Origin of the sequence: Scandinavium sp. (assembly GCF_051650185.1) — a bacterium.
In the GTDB taxonomy this organism is placed as follows: domain Bacteria; phylum Pseudomonadota; class Gammaproteobacteria; order Enterobacterales; family Enterobacteriaceae; genus Scandinavium.
Window position 1 is genome coordinate 104,143 of sequence record NZ_JBOFIN010000125.1, and the last position, 16,191, is coordinate 120,333.

The 16,191-nt window shown below is 53.6% G+C and carries 13 protein-coding genes, 2 tRNA genes and 1 other RNA gene; 9 read left to right on the forward strand and 7 right to left on the reverse strand.

Going from position 1 to position 16,191, the window contains the following annotated elements:
- The first annotated feature begins 194 nt into the window (after positions 1-194).
- The 5 genes from ACRCWW_RS16760 (at position 195) to narI (ending at position 8,635) form a co-directional block, all read left to right on the forward strand.
- A complete protein-coding gene (locus ACRCWW_RS16760; RefSeq protein WP_438683405.1) occupies positions 195-1,586 on the forward strand; it encodes a NarK family nitrate/nitrite MFS transporter in 1,392 nt (463 codons plus the stop codon).
- 389 nt (positions 1,587-1,975) lie between these two features.
- Positions 1,976-5,719, forward strand: a complete 3,744-nt coding sequence (locus ACRCWW_RS16765) for a nitrate reductase subunit alpha (protein ID WP_438683406.1) — start codon at positions 1,976-1,978, stop codon at positions 5,717-5,719.
- Positions 5,716-7,251 (forward strand): nitrate reductase subunit beta, encoded by a 1,536-nt coding sequence (gene narH, locus ACRCWW_RS16770; RefSeq protein ID WP_438683407.1) that lies wholly within the window; start codon positions 5,716-5,718, stop codon positions 7,249-7,251. The genes ACRCWW_RS16765 and narH overlap by 4 nt, the downstream gene beginning before the upstream one ends.
- Positions 7,248-7,958: a nitrate reductase molybdenum cofactor assembly chaperone gene (narJ, locus tag ACRCWW_RS16775; protein WP_438683408.1), complete on the forward strand. Its 711-nt coding sequence runs from the start codon at positions 7,248-7,250 to the stop codon at positions 7,956-7,958. The genes narH and narJ overlap by 4 nt, the downstream gene beginning before the upstream one ends.
- On the forward strand, positions 7,958-8,635 hold the full coding sequence (gene narI / locus ACRCWW_RS16780) for a respiratory nitrate reductase subunit gamma (RefSeq protein ID WP_438683409.1): 678 nt from the start codon (positions 7,958-7,960) through the stop codon (positions 8,633-8,635). Before narJ ends, narI begins: the two co-directional genes overlap by 1 nt.
- Here the strand turns inward: narI and ACRCWW_RS16785 are convergent, their stop codons facing one another.
- The gene (locus ACRCWW_RS16785; protein WP_438683424.1) at positions 8,636-9,502 is read right to left on the reverse strand and encodes a DMT family transporter; all 867 of its coding nucleotides are present in this window, start codon (positions 9,500-9,502) and stop codon (positions 8,636-8,638) included.
- A 137-nt stretch (positions 9,503-9,639) separates the two neighbouring features.
- Here ACRCWW_RS16785 and ACRCWW_RS16790 point away from each other — a divergent pair, with 137 nt between their 5' ends.
- On the forward strand, positions 9,640-10,083 hold the full coding sequence (locus ACRCWW_RS16790) for an Lrp/AsnC family transcriptional regulator (protein WP_438683410.1): 444 nt from the start codon (positions 9,640-9,642) through the stop codon (positions 10,081-10,083).
- Between the two features lie 351 nt (positions 10,084-10,434).
- On the opposite strand, the gene ACRCWW_RS16795 is transcribed toward ACRCWW_RS16790, so the two are convergent.
- From ACRCWW_RS16795 to ACRCWW_RS16815, 5 genes are all read right to left on the reverse strand, one after another.
- Positions 10,435-10,519: transfer RNA gene (locus ACRCWW_RS16795), tRNA-Tyr, on the reverse strand.
- 35 nt (positions 10,520-10,554) lie between these two features.
- Positions 10,555-10,685, reverse strand: a non-coding RNA gene (locus tag ACRCWW_RS16800) — RtT sRNA.
- A gap of 43 nt (positions 10,686-10,728) precedes the next feature.
- Positions 10,729-10,813, reverse strand: a tRNA-Tyr gene (locus ACRCWW_RS16805).
- A gap of 162 nt (positions 10,814-10,975) precedes the next feature.
- Complete coding sequence (gene purU / locus ACRCWW_RS16810) at positions 10,976-11,818, reverse strand: formyltetrahydrofolate deformylase (RefSeq protein WP_438683411.1); 843 nt, start codon at positions 11,816-11,818, stop codon at positions 10,976-10,978.
- A 46-nt stretch (positions 11,819-11,864) separates the two neighbouring features.
- The gene (locus tag ACRCWW_RS16815) at positions 11,865-12,323 is read right to left on the reverse strand and encodes a YchJ family protein (protein WP_438683412.1); all 459 of its coding nucleotides are present in this window, start codon (positions 12,321-12,323) and stop codon (positions 11,865-11,867) included.
- A 110-nt stretch (positions 12,324-12,433) separates the two neighbouring features.
- Here ACRCWW_RS16815 and rssA point away from each other — a divergent pair, with 110 nt between their 5' ends.
- The 3 genes from rssA to galU all read left to right on the forward strand — a co-directional run bounded on the left by rssA (position 12,434) and on the right by galU (position 15,547).
- A complete protein-coding gene (rssA, locus tag ACRCWW_RS16820; RefSeq protein ID WP_438683413.1) occupies positions 12,434-13,339 on the forward strand; it encodes a patatin-like phospholipase RssA in 906 nt (301 codons plus the stop codon).
- Positions 13,340-13,426: 87 nt separating this feature from the next.
- Positions 13,427-14,440, forward strand: a complete 1,014-nt coding sequence (gene rssB, locus ACRCWW_RS16825; protein ID WP_438683414.1) for a two-component system response regulator RssB — start codon at positions 13,427-13,429, stop codon at positions 14,438-14,440.
- 198 nt (positions 14,441-14,638) lie between these two features.
- A complete protein-coding gene (gene galU, locus ACRCWW_RS16830) occupies positions 14,639-15,547 on the forward strand; it encodes a UTP--glucose-1-phosphate uridylyltransferase GalU (RefSeq protein WP_438683415.1) in 909 nt (302 codons plus the stop codon).
- 171 nt (positions 15,548-15,718) lie between these two features.
- Here galU and hns read toward each other — a convergent pair whose 3' ends face one another.
- A complete protein-coding gene (gene hns / locus ACRCWW_RS16835; RefSeq protein WP_438683425.1) occupies positions 15,719-16,129 on the reverse strand; it encodes a histone-like nucleoid-structuring protein H-NS in 411 nt (136 codons plus the stop codon).
- Between the last annotated feature and the right edge of the window lie 62 nt (positions 16,130-16,191).

Here is a 16,191-nt window from a genome sequence, read left to right on the forward strand (position 1 = left end):
AAGGGAGTGGGTGGTGAATAACCCTGCAACGCTCGTGATAAACCACACTTTTTTAAGTGATGAGATCTACTCATTTAGAGTGATGGCGATTTTTTACGCCCGATTATGTTCCATTTTCCTTTGATTTATATCAACTTACTTCAGCGCGTAAACCCTAATGTGGCGGCATCAAAACTCCATTATTAGAGGTTTCTATGAGTCAATCTTCCGCTTCGGAAAAGGATAAAGGCGCCGTCATCACCGACTGGCGCCCTGAAGACGCTGCCTTCTGGCAAACACGCGGGCATCGAGTTGCCAGCCGAAATTTGTGGATTTCCGTTCCCTGTCTTCTGCTTGCGTTCTGCGTCTGGATGTTGTTCAGCGCCGTTGCGGTAAACCTCAATAAGGTGGGTTTTAACTTCACCACCGATCAACTCTTCATGCTGACTGCGCTGCCGGGTCTGTCTGGTGCGCTGCTGCGTGTGCCTTACGCGTTTATGGTGCCTATCTTCGGCGGTCGCCGCTGGACAGCTTTCAGCACCGGCATCATGATCATCCCCTGCGTCTGGCTCGGCTTTGCGGTCCAGGACCCAACCACACCGTTTAGCGTCTTTATGATTATCGCGCTGATGTGTGGTTTTGCGGGCGCGAACTTCGCTTCAAGCATGGCGAACATCAGCTTCTTCTTCCCGAAAGCGAAGCAGGGCGGCGCACTGGGCTTGAACGGCGGCCTGGGCAATATGGGCGTGAGCGTGATGCAATTGCTCGCACCGATTGCTATCTCCGTGTCCATCTTCGCCATCTTTGGCGGCAAAGGTGTTGAACAAGCGGACGGTTCTTCCCTGTTCCTCGAAAACGCCGCATGGATTTGGGTTCCGTTCCTGATTGTCTTCACCCTGGCGGCCTGGTTTGGCATGAACGATATTGCCGCTTCTAAAGCCTCCCTGAAAGAGCAGCTTCCGGTTCTGAAACGTGGCCACCTGTGGATCATGGCAGTGCTGTATCTGGCAACCTTTGGCTCATTCATCGGTTTCTCTGCCGGGTTCGCGATGCTGTCCAAAACCCAGTTCCCGGACGTCAACATTCTGCACTTCGCCTTCTTCGGTCCGTTTATTGGTGCGCTGGCTCGTTCCCTGGGCGGCGGCATTTCTGACCGTTTGGGTGGCACTCGCGTGACGCTGATTAACTTCATTGCGATGGCTATCTTCTCTGCGCTGCTGTTCCTGACGCTGCCAACCAACGGTCAGGGCGGAAACTTCGTCGCGTTCTTTACCGTCTTCATGGGGCTGTTTGTGACGGCCGGGCTGGGTAGTGCTTCTACCTTCCAGATGATTTCCATCATCTTCCGCAAACTGACTATGGATCGCGTGAAAGCGCAGGGTGGCAGCGAAGAACATGCGCTGCGTGAAGCGGCAACCGATACTGCAGCCGCGCTGGGCTTTATCTCCGCAATTGGTGCTGTAGGTGGCTTCTTTATCCCGAAATCCTTTGGTATCTCGCTGGAAATGACCGGTTCTCCGGCGGGTGCGATGAAAGTCTTCCTCGTGTTCTATATCGCCTGCGTGTTGATCACCTGGGTGGTTTACGGACGTAAAACTAAAAAATAAGTGTGACTTCTTGATTATCAGGCGCGAGTGAATCGCGCCTTTTTTTTACCCTGACATTAGTTACAACATACTATATCTCTTGCTGAGAAGAAGGCACCTGACCTCTGTGCCAGGCCTCGGTCAAACAGCGTACCTACCCCTTAATACCTCTCAGTGAAAAGTGAAAGAGCGAACAGGAGGGGTTTGGTATTTTATTTATTTAAAAACATATAGTTATAAGATATATGGTGATAATACTTTGGTGGTATTCGTCTTTTCCTCCCCGTTTGTTAACAAAACCCGCCTTGATCGCCATCAATTCCCATCTTCTTTCAGACAGTTACTTTCGCCGCAATTGTTGCAATGTCGATTTATCAGAGAGCCGACAGGCTCCATACAGGAGAAACCCGATGAGCAAATTTCTGGACCGGTTTCGCTACTTCAAACAGAAGGGCGAAACCTTTGCCGATGGGCACGGTCAGCTTATGGAAACCAACCGGGACTGGGAAGACGGATACCGCCAACGCTGGCAGCATGACAAAGTGGTGCGTTCCACCCACGGTGTAAACTGCACCGGGTCATGCAGCTGGAAAATCTACGTGAAAAACGGCCTGGTGACCTGGGAAACCCAGCAAACGGACTATCCGCGTACTCGCCCGGACTTGCCGAACCATGAGCCGCGTGGCTGCCCGCGTGGCGCAAGCTACTCCTGGTATCTCTACAGCGCTAACCGTCTGAAATACCCGCTGATGCGCAAACGTCTGATGAAGATGTGGCGCGAAGCCAAAGTGCAGCATCCGGACCCGGTTGATGCCTGGGCGTCCATCATTGAAGATGCAGACAAAGCCAAAAGCTTCAAACAGGCGCGTGGTCGCGGTGGCTTCGTACGTTCCTCATGGCAGGAAGTGAACGAGCTGATTGCGGCGTCTAACGTCTATACCGTCAAAACTTACGGCCCTGACCGTGTGGCGGGCTTCTCGCCAATTCCGGCGATGTCCATGGTTTCCTACGCCGCAGGTGCGCGTTATATCTCCCTGCTGGGCGGAACCTGCCTGAGCTTCTACGACTGGTATTGCGACCTGCCTCCTGCGTCTCCGCAGACCTGGGGTGAGCAAACCGACGTGCCGGAATCCGCCGACTGGTATAACTCTTCCTACATCCTGGCCTGGGGCTCTAACGTTCCGCAGACCCGTACTCCGGATGCCCACTTCTTTACCGAGGTTCGTTATAAGGGCACCAAAACCGTTGCTATCACTCCGGATTACGCGGAAATCGCCAAGCTCTGTGATCTGTGGCTGGCACCGAAACAAGGTACTGATGCCGCGATGGCGATGGCGATGGGCCACGTTATGCTGCGCGAGTTCCATCTCGACAAGCCAAGCCAGTACTTCACCGACTACGTGCGTCGTTACACCGACATGCCGATGCTGGTGACGCTGGAAGAGCGTGATGGCTACTATGCCGCAGGCCGTATGCTGCGTGCCTCCGATCTGGTCGATGCGCTGGGTCAGGAAAAGAACCCGGAATGGAAAACCGTTGCCTTCGATGAGAACGGCGAAATGACCGTCCCGAACGGTTCTATCGGTTTCCGTTGGGGTGACAAAGGTAAGTGGAACCTCGAACAGCGCGACGGTAAGAGCGGAGACGAAGTTCAGCTGCGCCTCTCGATGCTCGGCGGCCATGACGATATCGCAGAAGTGGGCTTCCCGTACTTCGGCGGCGACGGTACCGAACATTTCAACAAAGTGGAGCTGGAAAACATCCTGCTGCATAAGCTGCCGGTGAAACGTCTGCAAATGGCTGACGGCTCAACCTGCCTCGTGACGACCGTTTATGACCTGACCATGGCGAACTACGGCCTGGATCGCGGTCTGGGCGATGCCAACTGCGCCAACAGCTACGACGACGTGAAAGCGTACACCCCGGCGTGGGCTGAGCAGATCACTGGCGTACCACGTTCGCAGATTATCCGTACCGCGCGTGAGTTTGCGGACAACGCCGATAAGACGCATGGCCGCTCAATGATCATCGTCGGCGCCGGTCTGAACCACTGGTATCACCTCGATATGAACTATCGTGGTCTGATTAACATGCTGATCTTCTGCGGCTGTGTCGGCCAGAGCGGCGGCGGTTGGGCGCACTATGTGGGCCAGGAAAAACTGCGTCCGCAAACCGGCTGGACGCCACTGGCGTTCGCGCTGGACTGGAACCGTCCACCGCGTCACATGAACAGTACTTCTTACTTCTATAACCACTCCAGCCAGTGGCGCTACGAGACGTTGACCGCGCAAGAGCTGCTGTCACCGATGGCGGATAAATCCCGCTACACCGGGCATCTGCTGGACTTTAACGTGCGTGCAGAACGTATGGGCTGGCTCCCGTCAGCACCTCAGTTGGGCACTAACCCACTGACGATTGCAGCCGAAGCGGAAAAAGCCGGGATGTCTGCGGTCGATTACACCGTGAAATCCCTGAAAGACGGCTCTATGCACTTCGCGGCAGAGCGTCCTGAAAACGGTAAAAACCACCCGCGTAACCTGTTTATCTGGCGTTCCAACCTGCTGGGTTCTTCCGGTAAAGGCCATGAATACATGCTGAAGTACCTGCTGGGTACCGAGCACGGCATTCAGGGGAAAGACCTGGGCGAGCAGGGCGGCCTGAAGCCGGAAGAAGTGGAATGGCGTGATAACGGCCTCGACGGCAAACTGGATCTGGTGGTAACGCTGGACTTCCGCCTGTCGAGCACCTGTCTGTTCTCCGATATCGTGCTGCCAACCGCGACCTGGTATGAGAAAGACGACATGAATACTTCGGATATGCATCCGTTTATTCACCCGCTTTCTGCTGCGGTCGATCCTGCCTGGGAATCGAAGAGCGACTGGGATATCTACAAAGACATCGCGAAGAAGTTCTCCGAAGTGTGCGTGGGGCATCTGGGTGTGGAAACCGACGTAGTCACACTGCCGATTCAGCATGACTCCCCGGCCGAAATGGCTCAGCCGCTGGACGTGAAAGACTGGAAGAAAGGTGAATGTGACCTGATCCCAGGCAAAACCGCGCCGCACATTATGACTGTAGAGCGCGATTATCCGGCAACCTACGAGCGCTTCACCTCTGTCGGCCCGCTGATGGAAAAAATCGGCAACGGCGGGAAAGGCATCGCGTGGAACACCCAGAGCGAAGTCGATCTGCTGCGTAAGCTGAACTACACCAAAGCCGACGGCCCGGCAAAAGGCCAGCCAATGATCAACACCGCGATTGATGCGGCAGAGATGATCCTGACGCTGGCACCAGAAACTAACGGTCAGGTTGCCGTGAAAGCCTGGGCTGCGCTGAGTGAAATTACCGGACGTGACCACACGCATCTGGCTCTGAATAAAGAAGACGAGAAAATTCGCTTCCGTGATATTCAGGCACAGCCGCGCAAAATTATCTCCAGCCCGACTTGGTCAGGACTTGAAGATGAACACGTTTCCTATAACGCGGGTTACACCAACGTTCATGAGCTGATCCCATGGCGTACGTTGTCTGGCCGCCAGCAGCTGTATCAGGATCACCAGTGGATGCGTGACTTTGGCGAAAGCCTGCTGGTTTACCGTCCGCCAATCGATACCCGTTCGGTGAAAGCGGTGATGGGCCAGAAGTCCAACGGTAACCCTGAGAAGGCGCTGAACTTCCTGACACCGCACCAGAAGTGGGGCATTCACTCCACTTACAGCGACAACCTGCTGATGCTGACGCTGTCACGCGGTGGCCCGATTGTGTGGATGAGTGAAGCTGACGCCAAAGAGCTGGGCATTGAAGACAACGACTGGATTGAAGCCTTCAACAGCAACGGTTCCCTGACTGCCCGTGCCGTCGTGAGCCAGCGTGTGCCAGCGGGTATGACCATGATGTATCACGCACAGGAACGTATCGTGAACCTGCCGGGTTCAGAGATAACCGGCCAGCGTGGCGGTATTCACAACTCGGTCACCCGTATCAGCCCGAAACCGACCCACATGATTGGCGGTTATGCGCAGCTGTCGTACAGCTTTAACTACTACGGCACCGTGGGCTCAAACCGCGATGAGTTCGTAGTGGTACGTAAGATGAAGAACATTGACTGGTTAGACGGCGAAGGCAATGACCAGGTACAGGAGAGCGTAAAATGAAAATTCGTTCACAAGTCGGCATGGTGCTGAATCTCGATAAATGCATCGGCTGTCATACCTGCTCAGTAACCTGTAAAAACGTCTGGACCAGCCGCGAAGGGATGGAGTACGCGTGGTTCAACAACGTGGAAACGAAGCCGGGCGTCGGCTTCCCTAACGACTGGGAAAATCAGGAAAAATGGAAGGGCGGCTGGATCCGTAAAATCAACGGTAAGCTGGTGCCGCGCATGGGTAACAAAGCCATGCTGCTCGGTAAAATCTTCGCTAACCCGCATCTGCCGGGTATCGAGGATTACTACGAGCCGTTTGATTTCGACTATCAGACGCTGCACAAAGCCGGCGAAAGCAAGCATCAGCCGATTGCTCGTCCTCGCTCGCTGATCACCGGTCAGCGCATGGACAAAATCACTTCTGGCCCGAACTGGGAAGACGATCTGGGTGGCGAGTTCTCGAAACTCTCCCGCGATCAGAACTTCGAGAACGTGCAGAAGGCGATGTACGGCCAGTTCGAAAACACCTTCATGATGTACATGCCGCGTCTGTGTGAGCACTGCCTGAATCCGGCGTGTGTGGCGACCTGCCCAAGCGGTGCCATCTACAAGCGTGAAGAAGACGGTATTGTGCTGATCGACCAGGACAAATGTCGTGGCTGGCGTATGTGCATCACCGGTTGTCCGTACAAGAAAATCTACTTCAACTGGAAGAGCGGCAAGTCCGAGAAGTGCATCTTCTGCTATCCGCGTATCGAAGCCGGTCAGCCGACCGTGTGCTCCGAAACCTGCGTAGGGCGTATTCGTTACCTCGGCGTTCTGCTGTATGACGCGGATATGATTGAGCAGGCGGCGAGCACTGAGAGCGAGAAAGATCTGTATCAGCGTCAGCTGGACGTGTTCCTCGATCCGAACGATCCGAAAGTGATTGAGCAGGCGCTGAAAGACGGCATTCCGCAGAGCGTGATTGACGCCGCTCAGCAGTCACCGGTTTACAAAATGGCGATGGACTGGAAGCTGGCTCTGCCACTGCACCCGGAATACCGCACGCTGCCGATGGTCTGGTACGTGCCGCCGCTGTCTCCGATTCAGTCTGCGGCTGACGCGGGCGAGATTGGCAGCAACGGCATTCTGCCGGATGTCGATAGCCTGCGTATTCCTGTGCAGTATCTGGCGAACATGCTGACCGCTGGCGATACCGCACCGGTGCTTCGTGCGCTGAAACGTATGCTGGCGATGCGCCACTACAAGCGCGCTGAAAGCGTTGACGGTGTGAACGACACCAGCGCGCTGGAAGAAGTCGGTCTGACTGAAGCGCAGGCGCAGGAAATGTATCGCTACCTGGCGATTGCGAACTACGAAGACCGTTTCGTGGTACCAAGCAGCCACCGCGAACTGGCTCGTGACGCTTTCCCGGAGAAGAACGGCTGTGGTTTCAGCTTCGGCGACGGTTGCCACGGTTCCGACAGCTCATTCAACCTGTTCAACAGCCGTCGTATCGATGCTGTCGACGTCACCAGCAAAACGGAGCGTCAGTCATGAAAGAACTGATGATCATCTCCCGCCTGCTGGAGTACCCCGATGCTGCCCTGTGGCAGCATCAGCAGGAAGTGCACGACGCGCTGGCAGACTCAGACGTGCTGGCAAGGGAAGAAGCGCAGAAACTTTGCGTGTTCCTGCGTGACCTGACTCAGCAAGATTTGCTGGACGTTCAGGCGGCGTATAGCGAGCTGTTTGACCGCGGTCGTGCGACTTCTCTGCTGCTGTTTGAACATGTTCACGGCGAATCCCGTGACCGCGGCCAGGCGATGGTTGACCTGATGGCGCAGTACGCGCAGCACGGCCTGGAGCTGGACAGCCGCGAGCTGCCAGACCATCTGCCGCTGTATCTGGAGTATCTGGCGCAGTTGCCTCGTGAAGAAGCGCTGGGTGGCTTGCAGGATGTCGCACCGATTCTGGCACTGCTCAGCGCCCGTTTACAGCAGCGTGAAAGCCGCTATGCCGTACTGTTTGACGTGCTGCTTAAGCTTGCCAGCACTGAAATCGACGGGGTGAAAGTGGCTGAGAAAATTGCTGATGAAGCTCGCGACGACACGCCGCAGGCACTGGACGCCGTCTGGGAAGAAGAGCAGGTTAAATTCTTCGCCGATCAGGGATGTGCGGATTCAGACATCACCGCCCATCAGCGTCGTTTTTCCGGTGCCGTCGCGCCGCAGTATCTGAATATCTCGACTGGAGGAGAGCGCTAATGCATTTCCTGAATATGTTCTTCTTTGATATCTATCCGTATATCGCGGGAACCATCTTCCTGGTAGGGAGCTGGCTGCGTTACGACTACGGTCAGTACTCCTGGCGTGCTGGCTCCAGCCAGATGCTGGATCGCAAAGGCATGAACCTGGCGTCAAACCTGTTCCACCTTGGCATTCTTGGTGTCATCGCGGGCCATGCCTTCGGCATGCTCACGCCGCACTGGATGTACGAATCCTGGCTGCCGCTGGAAGTGAAACAGAAAATGGCAATGTTTGGCGGCGGCGCTGCCGGGGTGATGTGTCTGGTGGGCGGTATTCTGCTGCTGAAACGCCGTCTCACCAGCCCACGCATTCGCGCGACCACCACCAAAGCCGATATTCTGGTGATGTCAGTGCTGGTGCTGCAATGTCTGCTGGGCCTGCTGACCATTCCGTTCTCTGCCCAGCATATGGACGGCAGCGAGATGATGAAACTGGTCGGTTGGGCACAGTCTGTGGTGACCTTCCACGGCGGCGCCTCTGCGCATCTGGAGGGCGTGGCGTTTATCTTCCGTCTGCACCTGGTGCTCGGGATGACGCTGTTTGTACTGTTCCCGTTCTCGCGTCTGGTGCACATCTGGAGCGTGCCGGTCGAGTACCTGACACGCAAATACCAGATTGTTCGCGCTCGTCGCTGATTAACGCGCTTTCTGTTCAAGGCCCTGCTGACGCAGGGCTTTTTTCTTTGTACCCCAGCCTAAATTATTCCCTGCCGCCGCCAGCAGAATCAGCGCTCCACCAACGATTTGCCACGCATTAAGGGTATGCCCGAAAACCACGTTATCGACAATAATCGCCACCAGCGGGTAGATGAACGACAGTGAACCGATGATCGGCGTGGGCAGTTTCTGGATCGCGCTATAGAGCAACTGATACATGATGCCGGTATGCACAATGCCTAACGTCAAAAGAATGCCCCATGGGAAAGAATCAGAAAGGGCGGAGAAATGAGCGAGGGGTAATAACATAAGCGCACCTGTGACCACCTGAATGAACGCGATGTGCTGCGGCGCAATGGTCTGGAGTTTTCGCGTGATGATAGCGGTCAGTGCGTAGAAGAAAGCAGCGCCCAGTGCCAGAGCGACGCCAGTGAACAGACTGCCATCGTGACCGTTGAGCTCACTGGACAGGAGCGTAACCACGCCGAGAAATGCCAGAATCAGCCAGCCCCATTTCACCAGTGAAACTCGTTCACCCATCGCCATGCCCATCAGCACTAACATAAATGGTTGCGTGTTGTAGACCACCGTCGACATGCCGATGGAGATGCGTTCATAGGCGGCAAACAGCAATAGCCAGTTAATGACCAGCGCCACGCCGCCTGCTATGGCCAGTAATAAGGTCACGCGTGTCAGCGGGCTAAAAGGCTTCCTGCTGAGACGAATGAAAATAAACAAGGCCACCGCCCCAATGACGCAGCGCCAGAACACCACATCAATCACCGGTAAGCCGGAGAGCAGAACAAATGCACCGATGGAGCCAGAAATAAGCATCGCCAGGCTCATTTGCCCAATGCCAGATGTCAAGTTACGCACAGGAACCTCCTCAGTCAGAGAGGATATTCTGTGAAATTTATCGGGCATGTTACAGATGTGTTATAAGGAGAAACGACGATTTATCCTTTTTAAATAAGGCCAAAAGCATGGAACTTCTTATTGATGCAATCGACAGGGCCATCATCGCCTGCCTGACCAAAGATGCCCGCGTGTCGTTAAAAGTATTGAGTGCAGAAGTCGGTCTGACATCACCGAGCACCGCAGAGCGCCTGAAACGGCTGGAAGAGCGGGGCGTGATTCAGGGATATAGTGCAAAAGTGAATCTGGCGGCTCTGGGCTATACGTTACAGGCTCTGGTGAGAATCAAACCGCTACCGGGGCTGTTGCAGAAAGTTGAAAAATATCTGCAGGCGATGGCGCAATGCATTGAGTGTGACAAAGTCACGGGCGAGGACTGCTTTATCGCCCGTCTGGTGGTGACGGACATAGGACAACTGGATACGTTGCTCGACGGGCTGGCTGAACTGGCTCAGTGCAATACGTCAATCGTGAAGAGTTCACCTGTCGGGCGGCGGTTGCCTGGGGTTTGAATGTGCAGTGACGGCTTCGCCTAATCGTGCCTGTGGCGACAATGGGCTTTGTGTACGGTGGCGGGGGGAGGATAACCGCTGCTGTCGCCGCGTTCTCTCACCTGCGTTCGAGTCGAACCTTCGGGTCGAAGCTTCTCATCCTTCCCTGTGCAGAGAAAAATGTGGCTTTGGTATCGAACAGGTATTTGGTGCTAAACATGCGATGGTGGCGGGTGAAGGATAACCGCTGCTGTCGCCGCGTTCTCTCACATACGTTCGAGTCGAACCTTCGGATCGAAGCTTCTCATCCTTCCCTGTGCAGAGAAAAATGTGGCTTTGGTATCGAACAGGTATTTGGTGCTAAATATGCGATGGTGGCGGGGGAAGGATTCGAACCTTCGAAGTCGATGACGGCAGATTTACAGTCTGCTCCCTTTGGCCGCTCGGGAACCCCGCCAGGGGTATGAAATGCTTGAGCGAAATACTTCTTGATGGTGGCGGGGGAAGGATTATTCGTCGCTTCGCTCCTCACCCTTTGGGCCGTTGCCTTTGGCAACGTTCTCTCGCTTTGCGAGAGTCGAACCTTAGTCGAAGGTTCTCACCCTTCCCAATAAGCGCAAACATCGTTCTCACTTATCAGGGTAACCACATCGCTGTGGTTAATAATGGTGGCGGGGGAAGGATTCGAACCTTCGAAGTCGATGACGGCAGATTTACAGTCTGCTCCCTTTGGCCGCTCGGGAACCCCGCCAGGGGTATTACTTTTTGTATTGCTATTACTGACCTGCTCCCTTAGGGAAGCGGGGCGCATCATATCAAATGACGCGCCGCTGTAAAGCCTTCCTTTCAGGAAAATGAACCGTTTGCGTACTTTTTGCCCGTAACGTTTAAAAGCACCGCAAACGGGTTTTCCTTAGAGAATGATTGTTCTGTTGCCGTAAACGAAGACGCGCTGCGCAAGGACCTGGTACAGGGCGCGGCTGAGGACGTTTTTCTCAACATCACGGCCTGCACGCATCATATCGTCCGCAGAGTAGGTGTGATCGACGTTAATCACATCCTGCATAATGATTGGGCCTTCATCGAGGTTATCGTTCACATAGTGAGCTGTGGCACCGATGATTTTTACGCCACGCTCATAGGCCTGGTGATACGGGCGCGCACCGATAAAGGCAGGCAGGAATGAGTGGTGGATATTGATGATTTTGTTCGGGAAGCGGGCGACAAATGACGGCGTCAGGACGCGCATATATTTCGCCAGCACCACGTAATCCGGCTGATGAGCATCAATGGCATCGGCCATCAGCTTGTCATGTTCTTCACGCGTGTGGCCTTCGTGGCTGACCAGTTCAAAGGGCACATCAAAGCGCTCAACCAGTGGGCGCAGCGTTTCATGGTTGCCGATGACGGCCGCAATATCGACGTCGAGACCACCGTAGTTGGCCTTCATCAGCAAATCACCCAGGCAGTGCGCTTCTTTGGTGACAAGAATCACGATACGACGACGGCCAGCGGGCGTCAGTTCACGAATGGACCCTTCCGGTAAGGCACTGTCGAGGTCTGCCAGCAGCGTGGAGTCATTGAAAATGCCTTCCAGCTCGGTGCGCATAAAGAAACGACCGGTGCGGTGATCAACGAATTCGTTGTTCTGCACAATGTTGAGCTCGTGCTTGTAGCAGATATTGGTAATACGTGCGATCAGCCCTTTTTGATCCGGGCAGATGGTACGCAACACTTTACGTTGTAATGAGTGCATTGCGGGGGAAATCCTGTTGAAGGTGTTTGCTGTTTCTGTGGCGATCTTATTGACCGCAGCACTTTTTAAATTTTTTGCCTGACCCGCAAGGGCAGGGATCGTTGCGGCCAATCAGAGGACGTGTACCATCAATATAATACCATTGTCCATTTTCTTTTAAGAATCTTGAACGCTCAATGAGGGCACCGCTCTTGCTATGTTCACGGAAGCGAGCGACGAAGCTGACAAAACCTTCGTCAGGATGGCGGCCCGCATCGGCGGTAAAAATTGTCAGGCCAAGCCATTCGGTGCTGGAGAAACTTTGCTCAAGATCCTGCCGAAATGCCGTGGCTTCGCACGAAGGATGCCAGGTCCTGACCAGGTAGTCTGCATTTTTCAGCACGAAGGCGGCATAGCGCGATCGCATGAGCTGTGAAGGTGTTGGCGCAGGCTCGCTGCCCGAAAGATATCGCTGGCAACATGAGCTATACTCCAGAGCGCTGCCGCAGGGGCAAAGTGAGTCCATAAACGCTTTCCCAGGTAAATAAAATGAGGCGCACAGCGCCGGGCGGTAAATATGTTAACCGAGCAATCGTCATGTTGCTACGACAGGAACGGGGTTCATCATCGGCAGGAATGAGAAAGCTTAAAATTGGTTTGGCTCTCGGCTCAGGCGCGGCGCGTGGCTGGTCACACATCGGTGTGATCAAAGCGCTGCAGAAAATGGGCATTGAGATTGATATTGTGGCGGGGTGTTCGATTGGTGCACTGGTTGGAGCGGCTTACGCTTGCGATCGGTTACCCGTGCTGGAAAAGTGGGTCTGCTCATTCAGTTCCTGGGATGTGTTACGCCTGATGGATCTTTCCTGGCGCAGGGGCGGTCTTCTGCGTGGTGAGCGTGTGTTCAGCCATTTTCGTCAGTTGATCCCCGCAGACGCGATTGAATCCTGCCCACGTCGTTTTGCGACCGTCGCGACAAACCTCAGTACCGGACGTGAAATCTGGTTCACCGAAGGCGATCTTCATCTGGCGGTACGCGCTTCCTGCAGTATTCCCGGGCTTATGTCTCCCGTCATGCACAATGGCTACTGGTTGGTTGATGGCGCTGTCGTTAACCCGGTACCGGTTTCGCTCACACGCGCACTAGGCGCTGACATTGTGATTGCTGTCGATTTGCAACATGACGCGCATTTAATGCAGCAGGATCTCCTGTCAGTGAACCTTCAGCCCGATCCCGAGTCTTCAGATGATAGCCTGAGCTGGCACGAACGTTTTCGTTCCAGACTCGGAAGAATGACATCTCGCCGGACGGCGGTAACGCCAACGGCCATGGAGATCATGACGACCTCTATACAGGTGCTGGAAAACCGATTAAAGCGCAACCGAATGGCGGGCGATCCGCCGGATATTTTGTTGCAACCTTTTTGCCCACAAATTTCTACTCTCGATTTTCATCGGGCGCCAGCGGCGATAGCTGCCGGACAACTGGCCGTTGAGAAAAAGATGGATGAACTGTTACCGCTTGTGCGTACTGCGGGTTAGGGCTTTTCGATTACTTCAGCAAAATCTGACAGGCGATCCCAGGAATAGCGTGCCACTATTTACTTATCGTCTGTCAGGGGAGATATCATGACGCAGCCATTGGCGGGAAAACAGATTCTGATTGTTGAGGACGAACCCGTTTTCCGCTCTCTCCTTGATTCGTGGCTTTCATCGCTGGGTGCAGAAACGACCCTGGCAGAAGACGGCGTGGATGCACTGGAAAAACTGACGCATCTGCAGCCCGATTTGATGATTTGCGATATTGCGATGCCACGTATGAACGGCCTTAAGCTGGTGGAGCATCTGCGCAATAACGGCCATCAACTGCCGATCCTCGTTATCTCTGCCACCGAAAACATGGCGGATATCGCCAGTGCGCTTCGTCTTGGTGTGCAGGATGTCTTGCTTAAGCCTGTCAAAGATTTCAATCGTCTTCGTGAAACTGTTTTTGCCTGCCTCTACCCCAACATGTTTAATTCCCGGGTGGAGGAGGAAGAGCGTTTGTTTGAGGACTGGGATGCGCTGGTCAGTAATCCTACCGCTGCGGCAAAGCTATTACAGGAATTACAACCGCCGGTTCAGCAAAATATTTCGCATTGTCGTATCAATTATCGACAACTGGTGTCGGCGGATAAACCGGGGCTGGTGCTCGATATTGCACCACTTTCAGATAAGGACCTCGCCTTTTATTGCCTGGATGTCACCCGAGCCGGGGAAAACGGTGTGTTAGCCGCATTATTGCTACGGGCTTTATTTAATGGCCTGTTACAGGAGCAGTTAGCGCACGAAGGACAGCGCCTGCCGGAATTGGGGAGTTTACTCAATCAGGTGAACCAACTGCTGCGCCAGGCTAATTTGCCGGGACAGTTCCCGCTGCTGGTTGGTTATTACCACAGCGGAATTAAAAACCTCATCCTTGTTTCCGCAGGTCTTAACGGCAGGCTGAACACGGGAGACCATCAAATTCAGATCAGCAACGGCGTTCCGCTGGGCACGTTAGGGAATGCTTATTTAAATCAAATCAGCCAGCGCTGCGAGTCGTGGCAGTGCCAAATTTGGGGGGTTGGCGGACGTTTACGCTTAATGTTGTCTGCGGAATGAACAATTAACCTGAGAGTAAGGATATAGCTATCACCGCTTTCAGACAGTGGTGGTACTATCAGCAGGGTTTATGCGTAAAAATCCTAATTCAAGGTTAACGTGTCCTTTTCAGACCAGACTGCACAAACGGTACTGATATACTCAACGCGTTATTAATTAACGAGCACGTTCAAAGTTTGAACAGTTCAGGAGATTTCAATGGCTGCATTAAATTCAAAAGTCACTAAGGCCGTAATCCCGGTAGCGGGATTGGGCACCAGGATGTTGCCCGCCACTAAAGCGATTCCAAAGGAAATGCTGCCGCTGGTTGACAAGCCATTAATTCAGTATGTTGTAAATGAATGTATCGCTGCAGGCATTACTGAAATTGTACTGGTAACGCATTCCTCGAAAAATTCGATCGAAAACCACTTTGATACCAGCTTCGAACTTGAAGCCATGCTGGAAAAGCGTGTTAAGCGTCAGCTTTTGGAAGAAGTGCAGTCTATTTGTCCGCCGCATGTCACCATTATGCAGGTGCGTCAGGGGCTGGCAAAAGGCCTGGGTCACGCAGTACTTTGCGCACATCCAGTGGTCGGTAACGAACCTGTCGCGGTTATTCTGCCGGACGTTATTCTGGATGAATATGAATCTGATCTGTCCCGGGATAACCTGGCAGAAATGATCACACGCTTTGACGAAACGGGCGCCAGCCAAATCATGGTTGAGCCGGTTGAAGATGTGACGGCGTATGGTGTGGTTGACTGCAAAGGTGAAGCACTGAAGCCGGGTGACAGCGTGCCGATGGTGGGTGTCGTTGAGAAGCCTAAAGCCGATGTTGCACCGTCTAACCTGGCGGTAGTGGGGCGTTATGTCCTCAGCGCGGAAATTTGGCCTCTGCTGGCGAAAACGCCTCCGGGAGCGGGTGATGAAATCCAGCTGACCGATGCGATTGATATGCTGATCGAGAAAGAAACCGTTGAAGCCTATCATATGAAAGGCAAGAGCCATGACTGCGGTAATAAACTGGGTTATATGCGTGCTTTTGTTGAATATGGTATTCGCCACAACTCGCTGGGCGCAGATTTTAAAGCCTGGCTGGAAGAGACTGTAGGCGCGGGCAAGTAACTCGTTCTCGCCATACGGCATAAACCGGGGCTCCGAAAGGGCTCCGGTTTTTTATTGCCTGGGATTTGAGCAGGACCCACAACGCGCAATTCAATACGGCTTTCGGACATATCCATAAATTATGGATAAAAAAAATCCCGCCGAAGCGGGATTTCTCAACAAACAAAAAGATTAAAGCAGGAAATCATCCAAAGATTTACCTTGCTCATCCATGGCTTTTTTGATGATTGCCGGGGTACGACCCTGGCCGGTCCAGGTTTTGGTTTCGCCGTTTTCATCAACATAGCTATATTTAGCCGGGCGAGCTGCACGTTTAGCTTTAGCGCCGGATTTATTTGCAGCAGCCATGCTGTTCAGCAGTTCATTCGGGTCAATGCCGTCAGCAATCAGCATTTCACGGTACTGTTGCAGTTTACGAGTGCGCTCTTCAACTTCAGCAGCAGCAGCGCTTTCTTCTTCGCGGCGCTCGTTAACAACAACTTCTAATTTTTCCAGCATTTCTTCGAGCGTTTCCAGAGTGCATTCTCTTGCCTGCGCACGAAGAGTACGGATGTTGTTCAAAATTTTAAGTGCTTCGCTCATTGTAGTAATCTCAAACTTATATTGTGGGGTGGTTTGTTGAGGTAATAATAGAGCGATAATTT